19 protein-coding genes and 1 tRNA gene are annotated in these 26,533 nt (G+C 49.6%); 15 read left to right on the forward strand and 5 right to left on the reverse strand.

All coding sequences use genetic code 11. From position 1 onward, the window contains the following. Positions 1-192: 192 nt before the first annotated feature. From tkt to queA, 7 genes are read left to right on the forward strand one after another with little or no spacing between them, the layout of a single operon-like run. Complete coding sequence (tkt, locus tag CWE09_RS10575) at positions 193-2,184, forward strand: transketolase (RefSeq protein ID WP_126804021.1); 1,992 nt, start codon at positions 193-195, stop codon at positions 2,182-2,184. Next, positions 2,185-3,210, forward strand: a complete 1,026-nt coding sequence (epd, locus tag CWE09_RS10580; protein WP_126804022.1) for an erythrose-4-phosphate dehydrogenase — start codon at positions 2,185-2,187, stop codon at positions 3,208-3,210. Between the two features lie 26 nt (positions 3,211-3,236). Further along, positions 3,237-4,424 (forward strand): phosphoglycerate kinase, encoded by a 1,188-nt coding sequence (locus CWE09_RS10585; protein ID WP_126804023.1) that lies wholly within the window; start codon positions 3,237-3,239, stop codon positions 4,422-4,424. A gap of 28 nt (positions 4,425-4,452) precedes the next feature. Next, entirely contained in the window at positions 4,453-5,517 is a 1,065-nt protein-coding gene (fba, locus tag CWE09_RS10590) for a class II fructose-bisphosphate aldolase (protein WP_126804024.1), read from the forward strand. 21 nt (positions 5,518-5,538) lie between these two features. Continuing rightward, a complete protein-coding gene (locus CWE09_RS10595; RefSeq protein WP_126804025.1) occupies positions 5,539-6,345 on the forward strand; it encodes a DUF481 domain-containing protein in 807 nt (268 codons plus the stop codon). Between the two features lie 60 nt (positions 6,346-6,405). Next, complete coding sequence (locus CWE09_RS10600) at positions 6,406-6,864, forward strand: Crp/Fnr family transcriptional regulator (protein WP_126804026.1); 459 nt, start codon at positions 6,406-6,408, stop codon at positions 6,862-6,864. A 50-nt stretch (positions 6,865-6,914) separates the two neighbouring features. Beyond that, positions 6,915-7,946: a tRNA preQ1(34) S-adenosylmethionine ribosyltransferase-isomerase QueA gene (gene queA / locus CWE09_RS10605; RefSeq protein ID WP_126804027.1), complete on the forward strand. Its 1,032-nt coding sequence runs from the start codon at positions 6,915-6,917 to the stop codon at positions 7,944-7,946. Between the two features lie 37 nt (positions 7,947-7,983). Here queA and tgt read toward each other — a convergent pair whose 3' ends face one another. Next, a complete protein-coding gene (tgt, locus tag CWE09_RS10610; protein WP_126804028.1) occupies positions 7,984-9,111 on the reverse strand; it encodes a tRNA guanosine(34) transglycosylase Tgt in 1,128 nt (375 codons plus the stop codon). Between the two features lie 377 nt (positions 9,112-9,488). Next, on the reverse strand, positions 9,489-12,674 hold the full coding sequence (locus tag CWE09_RS10615; protein WP_126804029.1) for a serine/threonine-protein kinase: 3,186 nt from the start codon (positions 12,672-12,674) through the stop codon (positions 9,489-9,491). A gap of 364 nt (positions 12,675-13,038) precedes the next feature. On the opposite strand from CWE09_RS10615, the gene CWE09_RS10620 reads away from it, so the two are divergent. The 4 genes from CWE09_RS10620 to rpoD all read left to right on the forward strand — a co-directional run bounded on the left by CWE09_RS10620 (position 13,039) and on the right by rpoD (position 17,914). Beyond that, positions 13,039-13,746, forward strand: coding sequence for a flagellar brake domain-containing protein (locus CWE09_RS10620; protein WP_126804030.1), 708 nt, complete (start codon positions 13,039-13,041; stop codon positions 13,744-13,746). Positions 13,747-13,882: 136 nt separating this feature from the next. Then, positions 13,883-14,098, forward strand: coding sequence for a 30S ribosomal protein S21 (gene rpsU, locus CWE09_RS10625; protein WP_126804031.1), 216 nt, complete (start codon positions 13,883-13,885; stop codon positions 14,096-14,098). Positions 14,099-14,224: 126 nt separating this feature from the next. Continuing rightward, positions 14,225-15,970, forward strand: coding sequence for a DNA primase (gene dnaG, locus CWE09_RS10630; protein ID WP_126804032.1), 1,746 nt, complete (start codon positions 14,225-14,227; stop codon positions 15,968-15,970). A gap of 117 nt (positions 15,971-16,087) precedes the next feature. Next, a complete protein-coding gene (rpoD, locus tag CWE09_RS10635; protein ID WP_126804033.1) occupies positions 16,088-17,914 on the forward strand; it encodes an RNA polymerase sigma factor RpoD in 1,827 nt (608 codons plus the stop codon). A 76-nt stretch (positions 17,915-17,990) separates the two neighbouring features. Here the strand turns inward: rpoD and CWE09_RS10640 are convergent, their stop codons facing one another. Next, positions 17,991-20,570 carry a TonB-dependent receptor gene (locus tag CWE09_RS10640; RefSeq protein ID WP_126804034.1) on the reverse strand — a complete coding sequence of 860 codons (2,580 nt, stop codon included), beginning with the start codon at positions 20,568-20,570 and terminating at the stop codon, positions 17,991-17,993. Between the two features lie 324 nt (positions 20,571-20,894). Between CWE09_RS10640 and CWE09_RS10645 the strand changes: the two genes are divergently transcribed. Continuing rightward, positions 20,895-20,971 (forward strand) — tRNA-Ile (locus CWE09_RS10645). Positions 20,972-21,137: 166 nt separating this feature from the next. On the opposite strand, the gene CWE09_RS10650 is transcribed toward CWE09_RS10645, so the two are convergent. Both CWE09_RS10650 and CWE09_RS10655 read right to left on the reverse strand, forming a co-directional pair. Further along, a complete protein-coding gene (locus tag CWE09_RS10650) occupies positions 21,138-22,448 on the reverse strand; it encodes a type II toxin-antitoxin system HipA family toxin (RefSeq protein WP_126804035.1) in 1,311 nt (436 codons plus the stop codon). 3 nt (positions 22,449-22,451) lie between these two features. Further along, entirely contained in the window at positions 22,452-22,715 is a 264-nt protein-coding gene (locus tag CWE09_RS10655; RefSeq protein ID WP_126804036.1) for a helix-turn-helix domain-containing protein, read from the reverse strand. 195 nt (positions 22,716-22,910) lie between these two features. On the opposite strand from CWE09_RS10655, the gene CWE09_RS10660 reads away from it, so the two are divergent. The 3 genes from CWE09_RS10660 (at position 22,911) to CWE09_RS10670 (ending at position 26,533) form a co-directional block, all read left to right on the forward strand. Next, on the forward strand, positions 22,911-23,318 hold the full coding sequence (locus tag CWE09_RS10660) for a hypothetical protein (RefSeq protein WP_126804037.1): 408 nt from the start codon (positions 22,911-22,913) through the stop codon (positions 23,316-23,318). 70 nt (positions 23,319-23,388) lie between these two features. Next, positions 23,389-24,714, forward strand: a complete 1,326-nt coding sequence (locus tag CWE09_RS10665; RefSeq protein WP_126804038.1) for a TolC family protein — start codon at positions 23,389-23,391, stop codon at positions 24,712-24,714. Further along, positions 24,704-26,533, forward strand: coding sequence for an efflux RND transporter periplasmic adaptor subunit (locus tag CWE09_RS10670; RefSeq protein ID WP_126804039.1), 1,830 nt, complete (start codon positions 24,704-24,706; stop codon positions 26,531-26,533). The genes CWE09_RS10665 and CWE09_RS10670 overlap by 11 nt, the downstream gene beginning before the upstream one ends.

Below are 26,533 nucleotides of genomic sequence, written 5' to 3' on the forward strand. Positions count from 1 at the left end.
AAATCCAACTTTAGACGTCTATAAGTCTGATCTCAGCTGTAAATTTGCGTGCGTGGCTTTAATTGTGGACAATACGCGCGCAGGCCTCCGGTCAGATCACTGCCTTTCGTCAATTCGTCAGTTCGAGAGCGCCCGGCATCTATTGTATTTATACATTAATAATTGATTACCCGTCATTATCAGGAGTGTTTCATGTCGCAACGTCGTCATCTCGCCAACGCCATTCGTGCTTTAAGCATGGATGCGGTCCAACAAGCCAAATCAGGCCACCCCGGCGCCCCTATGGGCATGGCCGATATCGCTGAAGTTCTGTGGCGTGACTACCTGCAGCATAACCCGCAAAATCCAGATTGGGCAAACCGCGACCGCTTCGTATTGTCCAATGGCCATGGCTCTATGCTGATTTATTCGTTGCTGCACCTGAGCGGTTATGACCTGGATATTAGTGAATTAAAGAATTTTCGTCAGCTACACTCAAAAACTCCCGGACATCCTGAGTACGGTTACACACCCGGTGTTGAAACTACCACCGGACCCTTGGGGCAGGGCCTTAGCAATGCAGTAGGTATGGCAATTGCGGAGAAGGTACTGGCTGCTCAGTTTAATAAGCCGGGACACGATGTTATCGACCACCATACTTATACGTTCCTGGGCGATGGTTGCCTGATGGAAGGTATTTCTCATGAAGTATGTTCACTGGCCGGCACCTTAGGCCTGGGCAAACTGATTGCTTTTTATGATGACAACGGTATTTCTATTGATGGCGACGTTGAAGGCTGGTTTACCGACGATACCGTCAAGCGTTTTGAAAGTTACGGCTGGCATGTCATTGCGGATGTTGACGGGCATGACTCTGACGCGGTGAAACAGGCGATTGAGCTGGCGCGCAAAGAAACTAAGCGACCTACCATGATTTGCTGCAAAACCGTGATCGGTTTTGGTGCTCCGAACAAACAGGGCAGTGAAAGCAGTCATGGTGCTCCTTTGGGTGATGATGAAATTGTACTGGCGCGCAAGGAACTGGGCTGGGAATACGGCGCTTTTGAAATCCCTGACGACGTATACAGCCAGTGGTCAGCAAAAGACAAAGGCGCGACTCTGGAACAGCAGTGGGATCAGAAGTTCACTGCGTATGAAGCCGCGCACCCGGAACTGGCCGCTGAACTGAAAAGACGGTTAAGTGGCGACTTGCCGGCCAACTGGGAACAGCTGGCGCAGGCTTATGTTGAAAAGCTCCAGGCGAACCCGGAAAAAGTAGCCACCCGTAAAGCCTCGCAACAGGCATTGAATGCCTTTGGTCCTGCATTACCTGAGTTACTGGGCGGTTCGGCTGACCTGGCAGGTTCTAATCTGACAATCTGGGATCAATCTAAACCATTAACTCAGCAGGACAGCAGTGGTAATTATATTTACTACGGTGTGCGCGAGTTCGGCATGTCCGCTATTATGAATGGCATTGCTTTGCATGGTGGTTTTATTCCTTACGGCGCAACTTTCCTGATGTTCATGGAATATGCACGTAACGCAGTGCGCATGGCTTCGTTAATGAAACAGCCGGCAATTTTTGTCTATACCCATGATTCTATTGGTTTAGGCGAAGACGGCCCGACACACCAGCCAGTTGAGCAACTATCAAGCCTGCGTTTGACCCCTAATCTGGATACCTGGCGCCCTTGTGACCAGGTTGAGTCAGCGGTGAGCTGGCGCGCGGCCATTGAACGTCGTGAAGGGCCAACAGCACTGGTCTTTACCCGTCAGGGTCTTGAACCACAGCAACGTGACGCGCAACAGCTGGCTGATATTGCCCGTGGCGGTTATGTATTGAAAGACTTTGCAGCTGAACCTGAGCTGATTCTGATTGCCACCGGTTCGGAAGTAGAACTGGCTATGCAGGCAGCGCAGAAACTGAGCGAGCAGGGCGAGAAGGTGCGCGTAGTTTCTATGCCAAGCACATCGGTATTTGACGCTCAAAGCGAAGCTTACCAGCAACAGGTATTGCCCAAATCAGTACGCCGGCGTGTGGCGATTGAAGCCGGTATTGCCGATTACTGGCAAAAATATGTGGGTCTGGACGGCGCTGTAATTGGTATGACTACCTTTGGTGAATCAGCGCCTGCAGATGAATTATTTAAATACTTTGGTTTCACCGTTGAAGCGGTGGTGGAAAAGGCCCGGAATTTATAAATGACAACTCCAGTGCGTATTGCTATTAACGGCCTTGGGCGCATCGGCCGCAGTGTGCTCCGTGCGTTATACGAATCCGGTTACCGGGATCGTATTGAAGTGGTGGCGGTGAATGAGCTTGCGTCCGCTGAAGGTGTAGCCCATTTAATGCAATACGACTCCACCCATGGACGTTTTTCAGTTCCTGTAAGGGCGGTTGAAGGTAAGCTTTACCTGGGCGATGACTGCATTCAGCTATTGCAACAGGCCGAGCCGGAAAAACTACCCTGGGCTGAGCTTGGTGTTGATATAGTTCTGGACTGTACTGGTGTATATGGCAGCCGACAGGATGCAGAAAAGCATTTGGCAGCGGGGGCAGGTAAAGTGCTTTTTTCCCACCCCGCTGATCCGGATGTGGATTTTACGGTAATTCAGGGCATCAATGAGCAAGACTTAAAACAGAGTCACCGGATTGTCTCCAATGGTTCCTGTACCACGAACTGCATAGTGCCCGTGATTAAAGTGCTGGATGACGCTTTTGGTGTAGACAGTGGGACTATTACGACTATTCACTCAGCGATGAACGACCAGGCGGTGATTGATGCGTATCATGATAATTTGCGCTTGGCGCGGGCGGCTTCGCAATCGATTATTCCGGTAGATACCCGGCTGGCGCGTGGTATTGAACGTATCTTACCGAAGTTTGCCGGCCGCTTTGAGGCGATTGCAGTGCGGGTTCCAACCACGAACGTGACTGCCATGGACTTAAGTGTAACCTTGCAAAATGCAGTTGATATCAATGCGGTGAACCAGGCTATTCAGCGTGCTACACAGTCAGAATTACGCGCTGTGCTTGGATACACCGAAGCTCCATTGGTGTCATCTGATTTTATTCATGACCCCAGATCCAGTATTGTAGATGGAACTCAGACCCGGGTGAGCCATGGTCATTTGGTCAAACTTCTAAGCTGGTGCGATAATGAATGGGGCTTTGCTAACCGAATGCTGGATACGACCTTAACGATGGCATCGACAACTGCTGCTTAACTGATTATTTGAAAAAGGGAAATCTCATGAGTGTATTGGCGATGAAAGATTTTGAGCTGCGCGGGAAGCGGGTTTTGATTCGTGAAGATTTGAACGTGCCGATTAAAGACGGTCGGGTGGCTTCAGATGCGCGCCTTAAAGCCGCTTTGCCCACCCTGAAAAATGCCCTGGAACAAGGGGCTAAAGTGATGGTGATGTCACACTTAGGGCGCCCGGAAGAAGGCCATTATGACGCCGAGTATTCAATGGCACCGATCGCTAAGTATCTTGAAGAAGCGCTGGATTTCCCGGTACGTCTTGAGAGCAACTATTTGCAGGGTGTGGATGTAGCTGGCGGCGAGCTGGTGGTGTTTGAGAATGTTCGCTTCAACACTGGCGAAAAGAAAAATGATCCGCAGTTGGCGAAAAAGCTGGCTGCATTATGCGATATTTTTGTGATGGACGCTTTTGGTACAGCACACCGCGCCCAGGCTTCTACCTATGGCGTTGCACAGTACGCGCCCGTTGCTTGTGCCGGACCTTTATTGGCGGCTGAACTGGAAGCTCTGGGCAAAGCACTCAAAGAACCTAAACGTCCCCTGGTTGCTATTGTTGGTGGCTCTAAGGTGTCGACTAAGCTAACAGTGCTGAATTCACTGGTGCGTAAAGTGGATCAGCTGATTGTGGGTGGTGGCATAGCAAATACTTTCATTGCGGCGGCTGGCCATAATGTCGGTAAATCATTGCATGAAAAAGACCTGTTAAAAGAAGCGTCGCGTCTTGCAGATTCTGCTAAAACCCGCGGTGCTGATATCCCCATGGCTACAGATGTCGTGGTGGGCAAGGAATTTTCCGAACATGCTGAAGCGACGGTTAAAGCCGTGACTGAAGTGAGTGACGACGACATGATTTTTGATATTGGCCCGGATAGTGCTGCAGCGCTTGCTGATACTATCAGGAATGCTGGCACTATTGTGTGGAATGGTCCTGTCGGTGTGTTTGAGTTTGAGCAGTTTGGTGCAGGCACCAAGGCGATTTCTGAAGCGATAGCCAGCAGTGAGGCATTTTCAATTGCCGGTGGTGGCGATACTCTGGCGGCCATTGATAAGTATGGCATCGCTGATAGAATTTCATATATATCCACGGGTGGCGGCGCTTTCCTGGAGTTTCTGGAAGGTAAAAAACTACCTGCGGTGGCTATTCTTGAGGCCCGGGCGAAAGAACACAAAGATTAAAATTTAAAAACTTTAGGAGTATAAGCAGATGGCTTTAATATCAATGCGGCAGTTACTGGATCACGCTGCCGAACAAGGGTACGGCGTACCCGCTTACAACGTAAACAATCTTGAGCAGATGCGCGCTATCATGCGTGCGGCCGACGACACTAATAGCCCGGTCATAGTGCAGGCTTCTGCGGGTGCTCGTACTTATGCGGGCGCGCCGTTTTTGCGTCATCTGATTCTGGCGGCTATTGAAGAATGGCCACATATTCCGGTCGTAATGCATCAGGACCACGGCACGTCGCCGGCGGTTTGTCAGCGCTCCATTCAACTGGGTTTTAGCTCGGTAATGATGGACGGTTCTTTGGGTGAAGATGGAAAAACCCCAGCGGATTATGACTATAACGTTGATGTAACTCGTCGCACGGTTGAAATGGCTCACGCCTGTGGTGTTTCTGTGGAAGGTGAACTGGGTTGTCTGGGGTCACTGGAAACCGGTGAAGCGGGTGAAGAAGATGGCATTGGTGCTGAAGGCACATTAACCCACGACCAGATGCTTACTGACCCGGAAGAAGCCGCTGAATTTGTTAAAGCGACTCAGGTTGACGCTCTGGCCATTGCCTGCGGCACATCACATGGCGCTTATAAGTTTTCGCGTCCACCTACTGGTGACATCCTGTCCATTGACCGTATTAAAGATATTCATGCGCGCATTCCGGACACGCATCTGGTTATGCATGGTTCTTCGTCAGTGCCTCAGGAATGGTTGAAAGTTATTAATGAATTTGGCGGTGAGATCCCGGAAACTTATGGGGTGCCGGTAGAGCAGATTCAGGAAGGCATTCGTTATGGTGTGCGTAAAGTGAATATAGACACCGATTTACGGCTTGCTTCCACAGGTGCGGTACGTCGCCATCTGGCAGAAAACACTAGTAATTTCGACCCGCGTAAATTCCTTAATGCCGCAACAGACGCTATGTACGACATCTGTAAAGCCCGCTATGAAGCCTTCGGTACTGCGGGTCAGGCGGATAAAATTAAGCCGGTTTCACTGGAAGAAATGTACAAGTTGTACGAGTCAGGCGCGATGCGCGCGACTGTAAAATAACTGCATAGATAGGAGTGCGTTGTGCGAAAGACGTTGTTAAGCGCTGTGGTGCTAGGGTTACTGACTCCAGCAGCCAGTGCCACCACCTTTATGTTCGACGATATACAGGATATCGATCCAGAAAATGCTGATAGTTCCTGGCGTGCAACAGCTGAGGTCGGCTTGTTAATGCGCACCGGTAATACCGAGTCTCAGTCCTGGAAAGGCAAGCTGAACCTGGAACGCGACAGTATGATGTGGCGACACAGAGGGGAGGTAGATTACTACCAGCAAAAACGTGAGACTTTCGAAGGCGATAATGTTACTGAGGCGGACAGACTCTTTATGTCTGCTCAGTCGAACCGCAGATTTGAGGAAGGTAGTGCTTCTTCATTTTTTGGTTATCTGTCTTATGAGGATGACCGCCTGAGTAGTTATGAGTATCAGACGACTGTAGCTGCTGGTTACGGTACCCGCTACGTGCACAACCCTGATATTTATGCCGACTTTGAAGTGGGTCCTGGTTATTCCTGGGACAGACGTCGTGATACGAACGAAACTGAAGGTGAATTGACTGTTCGTCTGGCCGCTGCTTTAAACTGGGACTTGTCGGAAACCGCCCGTTTTACACAAACCGTTTCAACAGAACTTGGGGATGAAAATACCCGTTCGCGTTCGGTCTCAGCCTTAACTTCTAATATTAACTCACGACTGGCTATACGAGTATCGCTGACTTTAACGCATAACTCTACTGTGTATGAGCAAGCTGATGGGCGAGTGCCGGAGAAGCTTGATACTGAAACGGCAGCCACCCTGGTGTACACGTTTTTAACGGTGGGAAACTGCTGAAAAAGCGTGGCTTGTTGATTGCAGGTCACGCTTTTTTTAGTCTGAAAGGGATGGCATAACATGCAAATCATTCAAACGGTTTCCAGGTTAAAACTGCTGGAAATTATGAATCGGCTGGATTTTTTCGTTGAATTTACCGCCGAAGAGCGGGGGCTGTTGCTGGAAGATAAATTGCAGGTTTATTCCTGCCGTAAAGACCGGGCTGTGATTCGAGAGGGCGAGAGTGACACCGCTTTTTATCTGTTACTGAGTGGAATCCTGCGCATTGAAAAGAGTAAGCAGGAATTAGGTACAGTCACCTCGGGGCAGTTTATTGGCGAAGGTGCATTTGTAACCCGGCGTCCGCGCAGCGCGTCAGCTATCGCCGCTGAAGACTGCATTTTATTACGCCTGGACAATAAAGCGTTACGTTCGTTAGGGGCTGTGCTGCGGGAAAAAGTCAAAGATGCCATTATCGTCGGCATGGCGAAGCGCATTGTGCACCTTAACCAACGACTGGAACTCACAAGGCTGAATTAGTAGGCCGTTTTTTATTTTGCAAGCTACTCTGGAGTTGCCTGAGCGTGACCATGAAAGTTTCTGATTATACCTTTACGCTGCCGGATGAACTTATTGCCCGGTATCCTCAGGCGGAACGCAGTGCCAGTAGGTTGCTGGACCTGCATGCAAAAAGTGGCGCGGTGACTCATCGTCAGTTTCGCGATATCGTCGATTTAGTCGCACCGGGTGATTTACTGGTATTCAATGATACCCGGGTCATACCCGCGCGTATGCTGGGGCAAAAGGTTTCCGGCGGCAAGGTTGAGATCCTGGTGGAGCGTATTGTGGACGAGCATAGTGTACTGGCTCACGTGCGCTGCAACCGCGCCCCTAAAGCGGGTACTCAGCTGCTTCTTGAAGGCATTGTCGAAGCGGAAGTGACTGGGCGTCAGGACACCTTATTTGAAGTAACCTTTGCTGGCAATGAAGGTGTTCTGAACATCCTTGAACTGCACGGACACATGCCGTTACCGCCCTATATTGACCGGCCGGACGAGAGCAGTGACCGGGAACGTTATCAGACAGTGTATAACCGCAAGCCGGGAGCTGTGGCTGCGCCAACGGCAGGCCTTCATTTTGATGATAAGATTTTGCAGGCATTACGCGATAAAGGCGTTGAATTTGCCTATGTGACCCTGCACGTGGGCGCGGGTACTTTTCAGCCTGTGCGGGTAGAGAGCATTGAAGAACACGTGATGCATAGCGAATATGCTGAAGTTGCAGAACCTTGTATAGCCGCAATAGAAGCGACTAAAGCGCGCGGTGGACGGGTTATTGCGGTTGGCACTACCTCGGTGCGTTCACTGGAGTCCATGGCTCAGGCTAGCGGTAGCGAAGGTTTGCAACCCTTCTTTGAGGAAACTGATATTTTCATTTTCCCAGGTTATGAGTTTCAGGTGGTCGACGCCATGCTCACTAATTTCCATTTACCGGAGTCGACATTGCTGATGCTGGTCTCAGCTTTTGCCGGGCGTGAGCATATTATCGCGGCCTATGATGAGGCAGTGCAGCAGGAGTATCGTTTCTTCAGTTATGGCGATGCCATGTTCATACACGCTTAGGGCGCCGCGCATGCCCTAAGCGGTTTCAGGCTGGCGCTTATGCTTCTTCCCAGGGTAAAACAGGGACCGGAAGGTCGCGACTAGCGTAGAACTCAGCAACAAACTGATCCAGAGTATCGGTGGCAATTGCGTCGCGTAAGCCCTGCATCACGTTTTGATAGAAGCGCAGGTTATGAATAGTATTCAGGCGCGCACCGAGAATTTCATTGCAGCGGTCTAAGTGGTGCAGATAAGCCCGCGAGTAGTTTTTACAGGTATAACAGTCACAGCTGGCATCCAGTGGACTGGTGTCCGTGCGGTGTCTGGCGTTACGGATTTTAAGTACGCCTTCTGATACAAACAGATGGCCATTACGCGCATTGCGGGTTGGCATGACACAATCAAACATATCAATGCCACGGCGCACTGCTTCTACTAAGTCTTCTGGTTTGCCAACGCCCATCAGATAACGTGGTTTGTCTTCTGGCATTTGCGGGGCTGTATGGTCCAGAATGCGCATCATGTCTTCTTTGGGTTCACCCACAGACAGCCCACCAATTGCATAGCCGTCAAAGCCAATATCAGTGAGACCGTTCAGCGACACGTCACGTAACTCTTCGTACATACCGCCCTGGATAATTCCAAATAGTGCTGCGGAGTTGCCTTCGTGCGCTTCTTTGGAGCGTTGTGCCCAGCGTAGCGACAACTGCATTGATGTTTCTGCCTCTTCGGTGGTGGCCGGATGGGGCGTGCACTCATCGAAGATCATGACGATATCAGCGCCTAGTTCACGCTGGACTTGCATCGACTTTTCAGGTGTTAATAGAATTTTTTCGCCGTTAATTGGCGAGCGGAACGTTGCCCCTTCTTCAGTGATTTTGCGAAGTTCTCCTAGGCTGAAAACCTGAAACCCACCGGAGTCAGTAAGAATAGGGCCGTCCCAGTGCATGAAGTCATGCAGGTCGCCGTGTTGCTGAATTATTTGAGTGCCAGGGCGTAACATCAGATGAAAAGTATTACCCAGGCAAATTTGCGCGCCTGTTTCTTTTAATTCTTCCGGTGTCATACCTTTCACTGTGCCAAGGGTGCCTACCGGCATAAAGGCAGGTGTTTCTACCGTTCCACGTTCAAAGATCATACGCCCGCGGCGGGCGCGGCCAATCGTTTTGTCTAATTCAAACTTCATATACAGGTCACTTGTATGGGTTCAGCATTCCCGGATTCGGGTATTCAATAAGTTGCAGGCGATTATACGGCAAGCGTATGGCTTTGTCTGCCAGCTGCATATTCTGCTTACTGTGCTAAATTTAATAGTAGATATTTCAGTAACTTTTCGGTTTCTCAGGAGTACCAGCTATGTCAGAACTGCAATCAGTTGTAATTCGGGTCACTATTGGTGACAACTTGACCTGCTCTTTTCCGGATGGAAATGAAGTGTCATCGTTAAAAGGTAAAGCGCGTTTTGAAAACTTTACCCAGCTTAGCGCGGAAGTGCATTTTTCAAACTCAGATACTGTTATTGAGCTGGCTCCAGAGGAGGCAAAAGTGTTTGATCTTAAGGAGTTAAAAGAGCCCGGGGATCACAGGTTCAGTATTCACGAGGTTAAGGACGGCGAAGTGGACCCCACCGTATATGGTGAGGGCGGTATTATCATTCGAGCGTAGTTCGCAGCTAATATCAGCCTGCTGATTTACGCTGTTCCAGGCTGACGTAATCTCCTTTCGACGACGGCTATCCAGTTTATCCTGTTGCACCAGTTGCTGTGACTTCTCGCAGAGCTGTTCCAGACGAGCCAGGTATTGCCCGGCCACCTCTGCGCTTGTTTTTACTTCGCGCCACCTGGCAAAGTAGGCACGCACATGAACCACTGTATGCATAAGTGGATTGTCTGGACTTGAACTGTCATTGAAATACTCATCATATAAACGCAGTCCATGCTGAGTTAGCGGAGTCGCTTCTTCAGCCGGTAAATTGCCAGCCGTGGCTAGCAGGCTATTCGCTACAATATCGAAAATATGATTGCTTTGTGTCTGTTGCAGTTCCTCAGCGACCTTCACTAACCGGGCTATATGTTGCTGCTTATTTTCAGTCTCAGTTTTAAGTTGAAAGCGTAAAAGCTCAGCCTTTCGTTGAAGCGTAAAAGGTGGCAGATCATTACGCTCAAGCTGCAGGATGTTGTCTACCTGAGTGAGTCTTTCTTTTCTAGATGGGGAGCTCGTTAATAATGGGTAGTCATACAGATAAATATCAGCAATTTGCTGTCTGGCGTATTCCAGGCCAGGACTTATATCCAGAGCACGCTGATAACTGGCGAGTGCAACCTGCAAAGCTGCAGCCGCTTGCGCGCCTTTCAGGTTATTGGCTAAGCCCCGGTAAATATGGCCTTTATTGTAAAGGATGATGGAATTGCCGGGTGCCATTTCATCGGATTGATCGATAGCTTCCTGAGCCGCGTGCAGTTTATTGATGGCCTCCGAACGAGGGGAGTGAAATGGCCACAGAGCTAGCTGACGGGCATGATTTGCATGCATACCGGCAACCGTCGGCGCTATCTGACGTGCTTTGATATAAGCCTGGTCGCCAATTTTAAGGTGCTCCTGCGCCCGCTCATCGTAGTGGTAGTCGTAGGCCATAGCGAAGTGGTTATCCGCCAGGTTCATATAATGACGGGCACCTCGGTGTTCTTCAGGCACTTGTTGCATGAGCGTGAAGTAACGGTGGCGAAGCGAAGCTGAGCTTTTATTGGAGTTACTCAGCGCCGTGCTGTACGAGGTCAGGTTATTCAGGGTCGACGTTAGCAGACGCACAATATGCTGCTCAGGCCATTGCCGTTCTCTGGCTTCACGTAGTGACAATTCATTATTACGCAGTGCGCGGTTGAAGTGAGTCTCGTAGTCTTCCAGTTGTTGCAAGGCCTGTAGCGCCTGGATGCGGTCGATCAGTGCTGACAGATGGTATAAACGCGGGTGTGTAGGGTCAATTACCGCCATAATATCGAGTTTTTGTTTTATTTTCTGAACATGCTCGTCAGAAGGGTTATTGTCGCTGCCACGCATTTCGTTGTACACAGCACCCATTTTAAGGTGAGAGTCAAAATGGCTGGGTACCCGGGCAACCAGCTGCTGATAGGTGTGCTCTATTTCTGCCAGTGTATGCTCAATGGAGTGGTCATTACGACCCAGAGAGGCGTCGTTGAAAATACCTTGTTGAATATACATGGCTAACTGGAAACGCTGATAGAACCAATACGGGTAACTATCAGCAGCCAGCAGGGCTAAAGCCTGCTGGTGTTCATTTTGCAAAAAAGCACGCATGGCGGCGACATATGCGTCCGGTAAACTGCTGTCCTGGGCCTGGTCTAAATAGTCCAGTGCAGGAGCTTGATAATCCAGGTGTGCTTTATCCAGGGCATTCTGACGAGACTCTGCATTAGCGAGATTACGGGCCTGTGCTTCGGCGATGGCATATAAACGTTTATAAACACGGGCCAGTGACATAGCTGTCAGGCCAGAGTGGTCACCAAGTTGCCAGGCTTGAGTGAGTGACTCCAGAGCTTTTTCATTTTCATTCAGATAGAGAAAAATACGACCTGCTGCCGCATAATTAGAAGCAGCCAGCCAGTCTGGCTGGTTAACAGCTTCGGCTTGCCATTGCTGAGCTTCCTGTTGCAAGCGGTGCAGTTCGGGGCGTGTGTTGTGCAGCGGCGAGCGGTAAATGGCGTCTATACGGGCCTCGCTATAAGAAACCTGTTCGCGTATTTCCAGCTGTTCCAGCTGACGCTGTTGCATGGTGTCCTGATAAACCGACACACCAATAAAAAGTGCTACCGCAACCGTTGCGGCGATAGCACTGGTGCCCCGTATCCAACGATTTCGACGCCAGCCCATATGCGCTTTGTAAACTGGAGAACGGCGTAGAGAAATAGGCCGTTTATTCAACCAGGCTTGCAAGTCCTGGCTTAGCGTACGCATGTTCTGATAGCGCTGCGTTGGGTCAGTGCGCATACAGGCATGAATAATACGCTTGAGGTCGTCAGCTATATCGGACTGCTCCAGACTTTGCAGAGTCGGTTGACCCGTGAGCAGGAATAGTAAGGTAGCTCCGGTGCTGTAGATATCCACTGTCGGATGCAGGTTATCTGCACCGTTTTGTTGCCGTTCCGGGGCCATGTAGGCTTGAGTACCCGCACCGCTTTGTGAGCTGAGAAGGCTGGCGCTGTGGGCGACTCCGAAATCTACCAGTACCGCTGATAACGCGCTTGAGTCACTATGTTTGAGTACAATGTTATTCGGCTTTACGTCGCAATGTACGATTTCTTTATCGTGGGCTGCGGCCAGGGCGTCGCATATCTGAGCAATTAACTGAACCTGTTTTTCAGTGCTGAATTGTTGCCGCCATTCGCCCAGATGACTGCCATTAACGAATGACATGACCAGATAAACAGCATCACCATCTTCTACTACTTCATAGACTTTGCAGACGTGTGGATGATCTAATTGTGCCAGTACCCGGCCTTCAGCGAGCAGACGACGCCGCTCAATTACGTTTTGCAGATGAATGAACTTAATGGCTACATCGCGTTGTAATTGCTGGTCATAGGCTCTGTAAACCGCTCCACCACTGCCATGACCCAGTAGCTCGATACATTTATAACGTGGATTGATGGGATGTGGGAATTGGGGGCCTGGTTTTGTGGTAGCTGGGGTTTTGCCGGGCTCAAAAGTAGGTTCGTCATCATAATGGCTCATGTAGCGTCCTTGACCTGTAGCTCTTTTATATACGCCAAGTCAGTTTATCTTAGTTTGTAAAGAATTACGATAATGGACGTCAACTGACGTCACGTTACGACTTTCCCTGATAGGTATCTCGTTATCTATTTGATTTTAATAGAAAATAGGATAGCTTAAAAGTTGGCTGTTTGTTTGCAGGATAGCATTCGAGAGCGACGACATTAACGCATGCTCGACTACCAGCCTTTGACGTGCGGTCGTCGTTCTCACTCCTCTTCTATTGAGTTATCATGTTCGCAACAACTAGTTTGATTGTAGTCGGGTCGCCAATGAAATCAGGTTATTGTAAATTAATAGCTTATGGCCCAGAAATGAGGTGTGAATGAGCAACCCCAGTTTATCGTCGGTTATGAAAACTCTTCCAGTCGATATTGAAATTAAGTTCGGAACCTCGAATCAGCGAGTGCGTGGTACCTGGGTAGGCCAGCGAGAGGGTGAATACTTAATTATTGAGTTCCCCCGTAAATATAACTGGTCGGAATTGCAGGATTGGTTTAATAACAGCATAGGTCTGGTGATGCGAGGGGTGCTTGATCACGGCCAGGTGTATGCAGCCACGGGTCGGGTTCTGGGGACAACATCGCGGCCCTATCGCACTTTATATATGAGTTATCCCGACACCTTTGAAGAACGATCACTGCGCAAAGTTCCGCGTGTTGAGGTGGAACTTGATGCCTCTCTTTGCTTTACTGATGAAGTGGCTAAACCCATAGGTCTGGACCCGGATTTCAAAGCTTTAACTGGCCGGGTTACGGATTTATCGAAAACCGGTATTGCTTTCGAAACCACAATGACATTACCATGCCCGCAATCGTCGTTGATGAACCAGCTTATTGAGCTGTCGATAAAGGATGAGGGTAAGGAATTAGTGAATGTCCTGAGTGAAGTCAGAAGCTGTCGCCTGTTGGGCGAAAAGCGAGCATTGATTGGCCTGGCACTGGACAAACGCAATCGCGAGTACCAAAACTCCCTTAGTACCTTGATTCTTCATTCTAAAACTATCAAAAGTGTGTGGAAGGAAGACAAATAAAGCCAGGCAGTTATCGATCTAAATCTGATCTTGGGGTTTACAGCATGCTTTTATTTGTTTAAAATTCAGCACCAATTTTATTCGTATCGGTTAAAAGTTAACCAGCAGCCAAAGTATTTTTTGAGGTGAGATTTTAATGCCAGTAATTAAAGTGAAAGAAAACGAACCATTTGACGTAGCGCTGCGCCGTTTCAAGCGTTCTTGTGAGAAAGCAGGTGTGTTGTCTGAAGTTCGCAGTCGCGAATTCTTCGAGAAACCTACTGCTGAGCGCAAGCGTAAGAAAGCAGCAGCTGTTAAGCGTCATGCTAAGAAGCTATCGCGCGAGAATGCTCGTCGCGTGCGTATGTACTAAAAGTTTTCTTTCCGGCGTCCTGTTCTGGCGCCGTTAAAAAAACCGCCAGACAGGCAGAAAACCGTGCGCTTTAGCACGGTTTTTTTATGGTTACCGTTTTTTGCATGGTAAGAGTAAAGTAATGATATGGCAGGTTTAATACCTAAAGACTTTATTCAGGACTTGTTAGCACGCGCCGATGTGGTGGAAGTGGTAGACAGTCGTGTGCGGCTCAAAAAAGCGGGCCGTAATTACCAGGCGTGCTGTCCATTTCATAATGAAAAATCCCCTTCTTTTACCGTCGCTCCGGATAAACAGTTTTATCACTGTTTCGGTTGTGGTGCTCACGGCAATGCCCTTGATTTTCTGATGGAATATGACGGTCTTGATTTTCCTGACGCCGTGGAAGAGCTGGCATCAATGCTGGGTGTGGATGTACCGCGAGAGAAGGGCAGCGCCGGCAGCGGTCCCGCTGTTGATAAACAGCAGCAGGCTGATGACTATGCGTTACTCGAGTCGTGCAGCAAGTTTTTCGAGCAGCAGTTGCGTAGCAATGAACAGAAAGAGCGCGTGATTGGTTACCTTAAAGGCCGGGGCCTGTCCGGTGAGACGGTCAAACATTTCGGTATTGGTTATGCGCCAGACGCCTGGGATAGTATTTTAAAGCAGTTTGGTAAAAGCAAACCTCAGCAGCAACAGTTGCTGGCGCTGAAAATGATTACCGAAAATGACAGCGGCCGACGTTACGATTTTTTCCGTGACCGCATTATGTTCCCTATCCGCGACCGGCGCGGCCGGGTAGTCGGTTTTGGTGGCCGGGTGCTGGACAAAGGCGAGCCTAAATATTTAAATTCGCCAGAAACCCGCGTATTCCATAAGGGACGCGAGCTTTACGGTTTCTGGGAAATGAAACAAGCAAATAAGAACATTGAAAGTGTAGTGCTGGTTGAGGGTTACATGGATGTCGTCGCGCTGGCTCAGCACGGCGTGACAAACGCCGTAGCTTCGTTGGGAACGGCGGCCACCAGTGACCATCTGCAGTTGTTGTTTCGCCACACCCCATTGGTCATTTGTTGCTTTGATGGCGACCGTGCGGGTCGCGAAGCTGCCTGGCGTGCGCTGGAAAATGCGCTACCCTTGTTGCGTGACGGCATTGATATGCGCTTTCTGTTCCTCCCCGACGGCGAAGACCCTGACTCGCTGGTTCAGCGCGAGAGCAAACAAGGGTTTGAAAAACAGTTAAAGAATGCCCGGGCACTGACCGATTACTTCTTTGAGCACCTGACAGCAACTATGGATATCAGCACTGACGCTGGTAAATCGGCTTTAGTGGGTAAAGCCAAGCCGTTAATTGCCCAGGTAGCCAGTGACTTTTATCGTGAAACATTGATGCAACGGCTAGCCAATGTGCTGGGCCGTGAACGTTCCCAGGTAGAACGTCTGGTACCTGGTAAAAAAGTTGAGAACAGCGGGGGTAAACGCGAACAACGACGAATGACTCCGGTATTACGGGCGATGGGTTTGCTGGTGCAGTATCCATATCTTGGGCAGCGGGTACCAGTTCATGAAGAGCTGGTGAACCTGAAGGCTGAAGGGGCAAAGATATTCGTAGCGCTGCACAAGCAATGCGCAGACAAGTCGGTGAATACAGCTCAGTTGCTGGAAAGCTGGCGGGATACTAAATATGCTGATAGCCTGCGTCGCTTAGCTAGTTGGGAACATGAAGTATTAGAAGAAAATATAGAACAGGAGTTCTCTGAAACTTATCTGTTTTTAATTGATAGCTATCTGGAACAGCGACTGCATGAACTGCAAAGTTTAGGCAACGAGGAACTGGATAGAGGCAAAGTACAGGAACTGGATCAGTTGGTGAAGCTTTTAAAGCGCAGGTAACTAACATTTGGGCTAAGCCTTACTGGCGAACAAAAACTGGCTTAAATAGCACTTTTTTGGTACACTAACCGGTCATTCAATCCATTATTAAAGTCATTTTCTGAGGTGAACGCCTGTATGCAGACTCGGCAGTCGCAATTAAAACTCCTTATTGGTAAAGGGAAAGAGCAAGGGTACTTAACCTTTGCGGAAGTAAATGACCACTTACCACAAGATATCGTTGATTCGGATCAGATAGAAGATATCATTCGAATGATCAACGACATGGGTATTAAGGTGTTCGAAAATGCACCGGATGCTGATGACCTCATGATGAGCGAAGACTCCGCGGATGAAGATGCAGCCGAAGCTGCCGCCGCGGCTCTAGCCACCGTTGAAAGTGAAATCGGCCGCACCACAGATCCGGTTCGCATGTACATGCGTGAAATGGGCACGGTTGAACTACTGACCCGTGAAGGCGAAATCAAGATCGCCAAACGCATTGAAGAAGGCATTAACCAGGTTCAGTGTTCAGTAGCTGAATATCCTGAAGCAATTAACTTCCTGCTCGAGCAGTGGGATGCCTACGAAGCTGAAGAAATTCGTATTACCGAAATGATTTCTGGCTTTATCGACCCGAATGAAGTGGACGCCGCGCCTGTCAGTGCGACTCATATAGGTTCTGAATTAAGCACCGAAGAACTTGCCGACGCTGATGACGACGATGCGGAAGAAGAAGAGCAGCATGATGGCGGTATAGATCCGGAATTTGCCCGCGAGCAGTTCGGGGCCCTGCGAGCTCAGTACGAAGCCACTCGCGCTATTATTACCAAGCATGGACGTGATGATAAACGTTCGCGTGTTGAGATCGACAAATTAAGCGATTTATTCAAGCAGTTCCGTCTGGTACCTAAGCAGTTTGACCGCCTGGTACGTGACATGCGTGAGATGATGCATCGGGTACGCGTTCAGGAACGCTTGATTATGAAGCTGTGTCTGGATCAGGCAAATGTGCCTAAGCGCACCTTTGTACAGGCGTTTTCTGGTAATGAAAACTCCATGTCCTGGTTTGATCAGCTGGTTGCTACAGGCGATGATTACTCAGCAGTGCTGGCTGAACAGCGCAGTGAAGTGGACCGTTGCATACAAAAGCTGGTATCCATTGAAGTTGAAACTGGCTTAACCATTACCAAAGTAAAAGAAATTAACCGTCGCATGTCGATTGGTGAAGCCAAAGCGCGCCGCGCCAAGAAAGAAATGGTCGAAGCCAACCTGCGCCTGGTTATTTCAATTGCTAAGAAATACACCAACCGTGGTTTGCAGTTCCTGGATCTAATCCAGGAAGGTAATATCGGTCTGATGAAAGCCGTAGATAAATTCGAATACCGTCGCGGTTATAAGTTCTCGACTTATGCGACCTGGTGGATACGTCAGGCCATTACCCGCTCTATTGCGGATCAGGCGCGTACTATTCGTATTCCGGTGCACATGATTGAGACGATCAACAAACTGAACCGTATCTCACGTCAGATGCTGCAGGAAATGGGTCGCGAACCTTTACCGGAAGAGTTGGCAGAACGTATGCTGATGCCGGAAGACAAGATCCGCAAAGTGCTGAAAATCGCCAAAGAGCCAATCTCCATGGAAACTCCGATAGGGGATGATGAAGATTCGCACTTAGGTGACTTTATTGAAGACACCACTTTGGATCTGCCGGTCGATTCGGCAACTTCTGAGAGCCTGATGAATTCAGTGCGTGATGTGTTAGGCGGCCTCACCGCTCGTGAAGCTAAAGTGCTGCGCATGCGTTTTGGTATCGATATGAACACTGACCACACTCTGGAAGAAGTCGGTAAACAGTTTGACGTAACCCGTGAGCGAATTCGTCAGATAGAAGCCAAGGCACTACGCAAGCTTCGTCATCCAAGCCGCTCTGAGCAGTTGAAGAGCTTCCTGGACGAGTAAACTGACCGCTTCGTAAATAAAAAAAGCCCCGCTATGAAAGCGGGGTTTTTTATTATTGAGATTATTTTCCTCAATTTTAGAAGCTGTAATTTAAGCGAGCATAAATAAAACGGCCTCGTGGGTTATGCACACCAGAAACATAACCATAAAGATCGTTGTTCATATCGCCGATGGCAAAAGGTGGCTCTTCATCGAGCACGTTAGTGCCACCGACGGACATACGTAGTGACTCAGTGAGGTCATAACGTACCTGTAAGTCCAGCAAGGCCTGACTGCTGACAGTGCGTACACTGGTTGTTTCAACTTCCTGCGGTGGTTTGTAGTCTTGAAACTCACCTATGTAACTGACCGTTGCTGTTACCCCCCAGCCATTCCGTGTCCAGTCAGCACTGCCGGTCCAGCGGTTTTTCGGGTAGTTGTATTCGCCCAGGTAATCAATATCATTTTTCTCAAAATGAGTCATATATGACCAGTCGAGTGAAAGACGAAGGTCGCCATACAAATCAAAGGGCACCCGGTAATTCGTCGAAAAGTCGATACCGGCCGCCTCCTGAGAACTGACGTTGACGTAGCTATTGTAAATAACAGACAGTTCACCTAATTCATTGCCAGGTTGTGGAGGCTGGCGGACGCACACGGTACTGTCTTGATCATTACAGTGTTCCTGATACACAGCTTCAAAGTCGTTACGGTCGATTTTATTGTCCTGGGTAATGGACCAGTAATCGAAGGCCAAATCCCAGTCCTGATTGATCTGCCACACAGCGCCAATATTCCAGTTCTCTGACTCTTCCGCATCCAGATCTTCATTACCAGTAAACACAATTACATAATCCGTAGCACCGCAGGCTGGATTATTGGGGTCGTTATCAGGACAGCGGTAGGTATCGGTAAAGAACTGAGAAACTTCAGAAGGGCCCAAACCGATTTGTGCGAGTGAAGGCGCGCGGAAACCCTGGCCGTAAGAAGCGCGGAACCTTACCTCTTCTGTCGCTCGCCATTGCACTTTAAACTGAGGGTTAAAGGTAGATCCAAAGTCACTGTAATCGTCGTAGCGGCCTGAAGCCGTAAATTCCAGGTCGTCAGTCAATGGCACCAGGAATTCCAGGTACGCAGCCCATTGTTCACGCTCAGCTTCAGCCTGAACTGACTCGGTACCAAATATCAGACCGCGCTGGAACTGATCGTCGGGGCGGTCAAAGACATCTTCTTCACGGTACTCAAAACCAGCCGCCATTGAAACGTAATGATCACCAAGCTGAAATGCTTCACCTGCGATGCTGCCATCCACAGAAGTAATATGGGATTTACCACGACGAGTCAGAGAAGTGGTAATCGCATCAATAACCTCAGGCGAATTGACAGTTCCGCCAAACGGATTGTAACGGCCAGCATTGATTTCTTCCTGTAGCATGTCTGTCCGGACCCAGCCTTGATCCCGGCCGCCGGTCTGTAATGAGGCGTTACGACCTTTCTGGAAAGCAACATCCCAGTTCCAGGTGCCCAGATCACCACGTAAACCAGTGACTAAGCGTAAGGTGTCTGATTCTATACTCCATACCCGAGGTCCAGCGTCGACCGTGCGAAAGCGGTTAATTTCCACATCCTGACCAAAAGGATTGTCAGGGTGGTCGCCGGGGACGGTAAGACCAGCATCGCCATCCAATGGCGTCGCCGCACCACCTGCTTTGGAACGGTTATGCTGGGCGTTGAATTCGACATAGCCTTCAAGGTTGCGGTTTAAACGACGGTTCATGAGCACCATGGCGCCCATGCGTTCTGCTTCTGGAATGGTCATTGTAAAAGGACCGTAGTCATAGACACAGGTAACACCGAACGTACTGTCTGCCGGACAATCAGGGTCGATCTGAACCTCTCCGTCGACAACAAAGTTACCGGGAAAACCACGTGAGGAGCGTAAATCCAGGCCACCGTACGGGGCCTGATTAGCGGTCCCAAAACGGCCCATTTCCGAACCCATAATAGAACCGTTTTTGAAGTAATCGAAAATAACCGTGGTGTTACTGTCGCTGTCCCCGGCACCCCATACAGTGCTGAGGTTGGTTTCGTCATAGTTCGGGCCGGTGGTACCACCGTAGCTGATAGCGGCTTCAGTACCGACAAAGTCATCGCGCAGAATGATGTTAACTACGCCTGCCACCGCATCCGAGCCATAAATCGCCGAGGCACCATCTTTAAGCACTTCAACTCGCTCAATAGCGGCTACTGGAATGGAGTTAATATCGACAAAGGAATTTGCTACGCCCTCGGCGAACGAAGATACCGCCACCCGGCGACCGTTAATTAATACAAGTGTGGCATCACTGCCAAGACCGCGCAGACTGATCGCTGCACCGCCATTCGCCGTTGAATCCTGGCTGTTACCACGGGTGGAAAAAGTTCCAACCCCCGCGGAAGGCATTCGTTCAAGTATCTGCTGTAGGTTGGTGTAACCTGATGCGTCAATTTCATCGCGATTTATAATAGAGATCGGCGACGCTCCTTCGACATCAGTGCGGTTTATACGAGAGCCTGTAACCTGCACTCTCTCCATTGGCTCGGCTTCGGCAGCTTGTTGCTGAGCGAGAAGGGAGGGGGAGGCAAAGGCAGAACTGATCGCTACAGCACAAAGCGAGAATCTAAATGCAGATTTCATGTAAATTATCCTTACTTAATCATGGATTTATATGCTTATTGAGTAGTAAAAGCTCCTTGTTTATTACATTAAAACAACAATCAGGCAACACCCCAATTGTAAGTTTTTTGTTAATGGGGTGATGACGCACGTTGCTTCAGGGAAAGTAAAAGTGGAAAAAGAAACTAACAGGCAGGTATCGCTTCAGTCAGGGATGAAATAACGAATAAAAAGAAAGCACTTAGACGTTCAACAGTTGCACAGCACGGCTACTTTTTCGTATACTCCCACGGCTTTGCAAAAAGCATCCTACAGTAGCAGGTCTCAACTGCTGCAAACAAAGATGGCCCCTTAGCTCAGTTGGTTAGAGCGCCCGACTCATAATCGGTAGGTCCCCAGTTCAAGTCTGGGAGGGGCCACCATTTTTAAAGGCTTTCCTTGATAGTTATGGCTAACTTTTTACCTGTATATAATTCTGTGTAACAGATATTTAGCAACGCAGGTGGATGGAACCTTATTTCCTAGGAGTCTGTCACAAAACTGCATAGCTTATTGTTGTGTGGTGTTATTTCAGGGGAAAGGTTAAACCTAACCCAAAAGCCTTTCGCTAAACTTACGCATGCCCTGAAATATTGGCTCTGAAATGAATGCCGGAAAGTCTTTGGGCAGGTTGGCTGCAACGCGGTTGATGACTTGTTCTGTTTTTGAAGCCATGTCATCGAGCATGTCGTTCATGGAGTCTTCGCTGAAGCCTACTTCTTTTGCTGTGGCCAGGAAATGGGTTCTTCGAATCATCATGCACTGGTATTTGCGGCCTCGACTCCCTTTTAAAGACATGGCCAGTTTTAGATCGCGCTCATGCAGTCCTTTTTTGCTGATAGCAGGGTAGGCGGAGATAATGTCGTACAGCGGGGTCAGGCAATACTGGTTGCCTGGTTGAATGAAAATTGAGAAATTCTTGGCGTGCCCATCGGTAGCACCGAGTAGCCAAAATAGTACCTGGGTGCGCATGAACTCGCTTCGGTCCGCAATGGGATTCTGGGAACCCATTAACTCTTTCATAATTTGTCTAATGGCTGGCCCCTTGTCCGATTCATATTTTTTCGCTGGCGATGTGCCAGTCACCTGGCAGAAGTCTTCCTGAGGTAACCGCATGATCCAGGAACCGTCAGCTGCGAGCTTTCTGTCAAAGCGCTTTACAGCGAGTGCTTTCATGTCATGCGGAGTAATGATGTCGCAGTCTGGCACCTGAAAGCCAAACTCCCGGGCAATCTTCAGGCAAAGGTACTCGTTCTCGACACTGTGCGTCATATCTATGACACGGTCATGAGACTGAATTTCCCCGATAGGCAGCTTTATAATGTGAGTGGTGGGTGTGGCATGAAGCGGCAGGCACCATTGTCCGTCCTGATATAAAAGCGCGGTTTTTTCCTGCGCTCCCGCTAATGAAATACGGAAATCGTTCTCGTCTGGTAACATCCCAAGCGGTATCTTCGATTGATAACCTTTTAAGATGTCCACAACTTGCTCATCATTTAAAGGTTTCGCCTGGATCTGTTTTACATTGGGCGGAGCTGAGCGATGGGGGACGAGTTGAACCGCACCTACGCAATCTCTGCCAATCTGAGTCAAAATATCAAAAGGCTCGGTTGAGTCGGCGTTATAGCGAGCAACAATTCGGTCGCGGATTTCTCGTGAGTCGGGTAGCAGGTTGTCGAAATAGTTATACACTTCAGCGCCGTTATACGGTGCTTCGCGCAGCGGTAAGGATAACGAAATACCGCGTTTACCCTTGGAATTCAGCCAGTTCTTATCGTAGGTGAAGCTGTTTGCACCACTCTGAGTGCGTGTGTACTCACCAACCTTTATGCCGTTCATATAGACATCGAGCGTGTTCATTGGTCACCATCCCTCGTTCCATGACTTAGTATTGTCGGGTTTATGACTTACATCCTTGTTTCGACTGGTAACATCGAGTTGTAAGTTTAGCGCAGCAAGAATTTTAAAAAACGTTTCGAGTTTGCATGACTCGGGTTTATTTTCGAAATCCGAAATTGTCGCAACACGAATACCAACAAGCTGAGAAACTTGTTTCTGGGTCATTCCTGCCTTCTTTCGCTGTTCCTTTATGAAGGTGCTTAACTGTTCCGGTCGGGTAATGTTCATTATCGAGTCGCCTTATGAATACGCTCTAGCGTAATATCTAAAAAATACGCTACATAGTAATTCTTGTCAATAAACGCTATAGCGTAAACTTATCTTATTTACGGTTTAGCGTAATAACTAGCTTCGGCAGCTCGACACATATTGCATTTACGTGGGCAGGGGGTATAGTACAGTTTCTATTCATGGGAGTTTTCGATGCGTTCTTGGATCGTGCTGATGACAATATTTTCACTGCTGAGTCTGCCTTTTTCCGGCAGTATGGCGGCTGATAGTGTCCATCACGCGAGCATGATGCAGTCGGCTTCTGAGCATGAGCAGCATATGTCGGCTCAGATGACCGGCGATGGCGAACACTGTCCGATGACCAGTCCAGCGCCTGTTGAAGTGATTCATGATTGCTGTGAAGACACGGCCGGTAGTCCTGAATGCGGAAGTTGTCCGCCGGACTGCGGTCATTGCGTGATGTCTGATCATGGTTCATCAGCAGCACTGACGATGCAGCAGACTCACTCTCATGCTGCCTTCACGTTTTCCGTAGTAGGCAAATCTTCTTTTTACCAACTCTTATCGGGGCAACCCACACCACCACCTATTATTTCCTGATTCCGACATTTAGGTTCCGGACGTTTGCCTGAGCGAGCGCCGGTCATGTTGAGAATGCAGGAGATATTGCATGTCGATTATTACCCGCACCACCCGTTTTATAACGGTTTTTGCAACCTTAGCGCTAACTGCTTGCGCTAGTTACAGCCCGGATTATGAGTCGCTGAACCAACAGGTTCTCGCGGAGTCTGCGCCGCTGCCTGTGGACGCTGACATTGCTGATTTGATTCATTATGCCCAGCAAAACCATCCGAGCGTATTAGCTGCTGAAGCCCAGTTAGAGAGGGCTCGTGCCAATTCTATCGCGGCGGGCGCTTTTGCTGATCCCCAGTTGAATTTTAGTCAGGGTCTTAACGATGCTGATTATCAAACGTTGGGCATCTCCCAGGAAATTCCTGTTTTTGGTCGCCGGGCGATGAGCATAGAGCAGGCTCGCACAGCTGAACGTGCCGCCCAGGCGCGGTTGGCGCAGGCAAAGGCTGATCTGGCCGCTAATGTGGTACAGGGATTTAGTGAATACCTGTATGTGCAGGAAAACCAGCGCTTGCAAGCTGACTTGATTCAGTTGCTGGAGCAGTTTACCGCTGTTGCAGAGCGGAGTTACTCTGCTGGTTCCGTCAGCATGCCGGATTTATTGCGCGCTCAGAATGCGCTGGATGAAGCACGCAGTGACTATCAGAACCTGGACTCCATGCTTTTCTCGCAACGGGCCCGGCTTAATTCTGCACTGGGTCGCGATGCCCGCGCGGAGTTTGAAGGTGAGTATTCACTGATTCAATCGCATCATGAATTCGCGCACTTACCAGCACAGCCTGATCAACTTTACGCACAGCTGAAAGCGCAAAACCCAGCTTTGCTGGCGACCCGCTTTGAAGTGGAAAGCATGCTGGTGGCGCAGGATATTGCCGGTACTGCTGGTCAGCCAAGGCTGATGGTTGGTGCTGAGTACATGAACACTGCCATGGCCTCGGACACGGTGGCTGGTATGCTGTCCGTTTCTTTGCCTATCTGGCGCTCAAACTACCGCGCTCAGCGGGAAGCGGCTGATGCCAATGTTAAAACGGGCATACAGCAATTGCAGGCGGCTGAACTTGAGGTCCAGGCTGACTTAAGCATGGCTATCTATCAATGGCAGGAATCGGAACGTAACCGTGAGCTCTATGGCGATGTGCTTGTTGCCCGAGCGGAACAAGCGGTCGCGACCACATTAAGTAACTATCAAAATGGAACGGCGGGTTTTACCGACGTTATTACCAGCCAGCGCGAGTGGCTGAGCTTTGCACTGGCATATCGCCGGGCACTGGCTAACCAGCTAGCTGCCGTTGCCAGCATTCATGCACTGATACCTTCCGTCAGTACGCCAATGACCCAAGTCGAGGTTAACTATGAAAACTAAGAATCCAGTCACGGTCATTGCCGTTATTTTTATTTCCATTGTTGTGGGTATTACCGCACTGGGCGTGTCTTTTCAGACTCCGCACGATGACAGTCACGACCACGATCATAACCAGGAGACAGTTGTTAGTCAGTCTGCTGAAGAAGGGGAGCAGCAATATACCTGCTCGATGCACCCAAGTTTCCGTTCCACCGACCCGAATGACCGTTGCCCTATCTGTGGTATGGAACTTGTACCTGTAGCCAGTAGCGCAGCCCGTGAAGATGACCTGGAGCGGATTGAATTTACCGGCCGCAGTCTGGCGCTGCTTGATTTGCAAACTCATGTGGTACAGCGAGGCCCGGCGACAAGGCAACTGCGTTTAATAGGTTCACTTGATTTTGACGAGCGTTCGCTCACGGCAATCAGTGCCTGGACGGGGGGGCGCATTGAGCATCTGCATGTGAACTATACCGGTGCTTATGTTGAAGCTGGAGACCCACTGGTTGAGCTGTATAGCCCTGAGCTGTATGTGGCGCAGCAGGAGTTAATTCAGGCTTATGCGCAGACACAGCGCGAAGCGCCGGCGTTTTTAGCGGATTCAAATCAAACCACGTTGCGTGCAGCGCGGGAACGCTTGCGTTTACTGGGTCTTTCCGGGAGCCAAATTGAAGCCATTATTGAAAGTGGCGAAGCCAGCGATCGGGTCACTATTCATGCGCCGTCTGAAGGCCTGGTGGTAAACCGTAATGTGGCGCAGGGCGATTATGTGAATACTGGCGATACGGTGCTGGAGCTGGCTGACCAGGACAGATTGTGGGCGGTGTTCGAGCTGTTTGAACGTGATCTGCAATATATTGAAGTAGGACAGGAGCTTGAGTTTAAGCTGCAGTCTTCGAATGAACAGATGCAAGGCGTTGTGGAATCCTTAGGCCCACGTATCGATGCAGAGCGTCGTACACGGGAAGTTCGGGTGGCTGTTAACGCTGGCGAACATTCGCTTACTCCTGGTTCATTTGTTCGCGCGACTGTCGATATTGACGTCGATGACGTAATGACGATTCCTGCATCGGCTCCTTTATTGACCGGCGATCGTGCCGTTGTTTATGTGCGGGTGGCCGCAGACAGTGGCGAATTTGAAGCGCGTAATCTAGATATCGGCCGTCGACTGGGGGATAGCTATGAAGTGCTGAGTGGCCTGGAAGAAGGTGATCTTGTCGTAAGTCGTGGTGCATTTCGTATCGACAGCGAACTGCAACTGCGCGGGCGGCCGAGCATGATGGCACCTCAGGGTGGCGGTGCAGTTGGCCATGATCACGGGAATGGTCAAGGAAACGGAGCGATGGCAGAAGAGGAAGCTACGCACGCTGAACATGAAGAACTTACGGTGCCAGCGGGCGAGAGTCTGCAGTTAAATGACCTTCCGCAACATTACTTTGCAATGTGGGACGCGTTGCAGAGCGATGACCTTGATGCCTGGCAGGAAGCCGCAGAGCAGTTTTATGAAGCTGCGGATGGGATTAGCTGGCCACACAACATGCATGACGTACATGACGAGTTAAGCGCCGGCGCCGGTCATGCTCACCATGTGGGCAGTCTCGACCAGGCTCGTGAGTTGTTTCATGTGCACTCGCAAGGAATGATTGCGCTCGCACGAGCTGATTACCTGGAAGTGGATGCCTATCTGATGTTCTGTCCCATGGCCTTTGATAATCAGGGTGCTTATTGGCTACAACCGGATAACCGCCTGCTGAACCCTTATTTTGGGGGCAGTATGCTGCGTTGCGGTGACCGCGTTGAAACCTTTGAAGCGAATCAAAACAGCCACGGAGGTCACTAA

The sequence above is a fragment of the Aliidiomarina minuta genome (assembly GCF_003987145.1).
Classification (GTDB): domain Bacteria; phylum Pseudomonadota; class Gammaproteobacteria; order Enterobacterales; family Alteromonadaceae; genus Aliidiomarina; species Aliidiomarina minuta.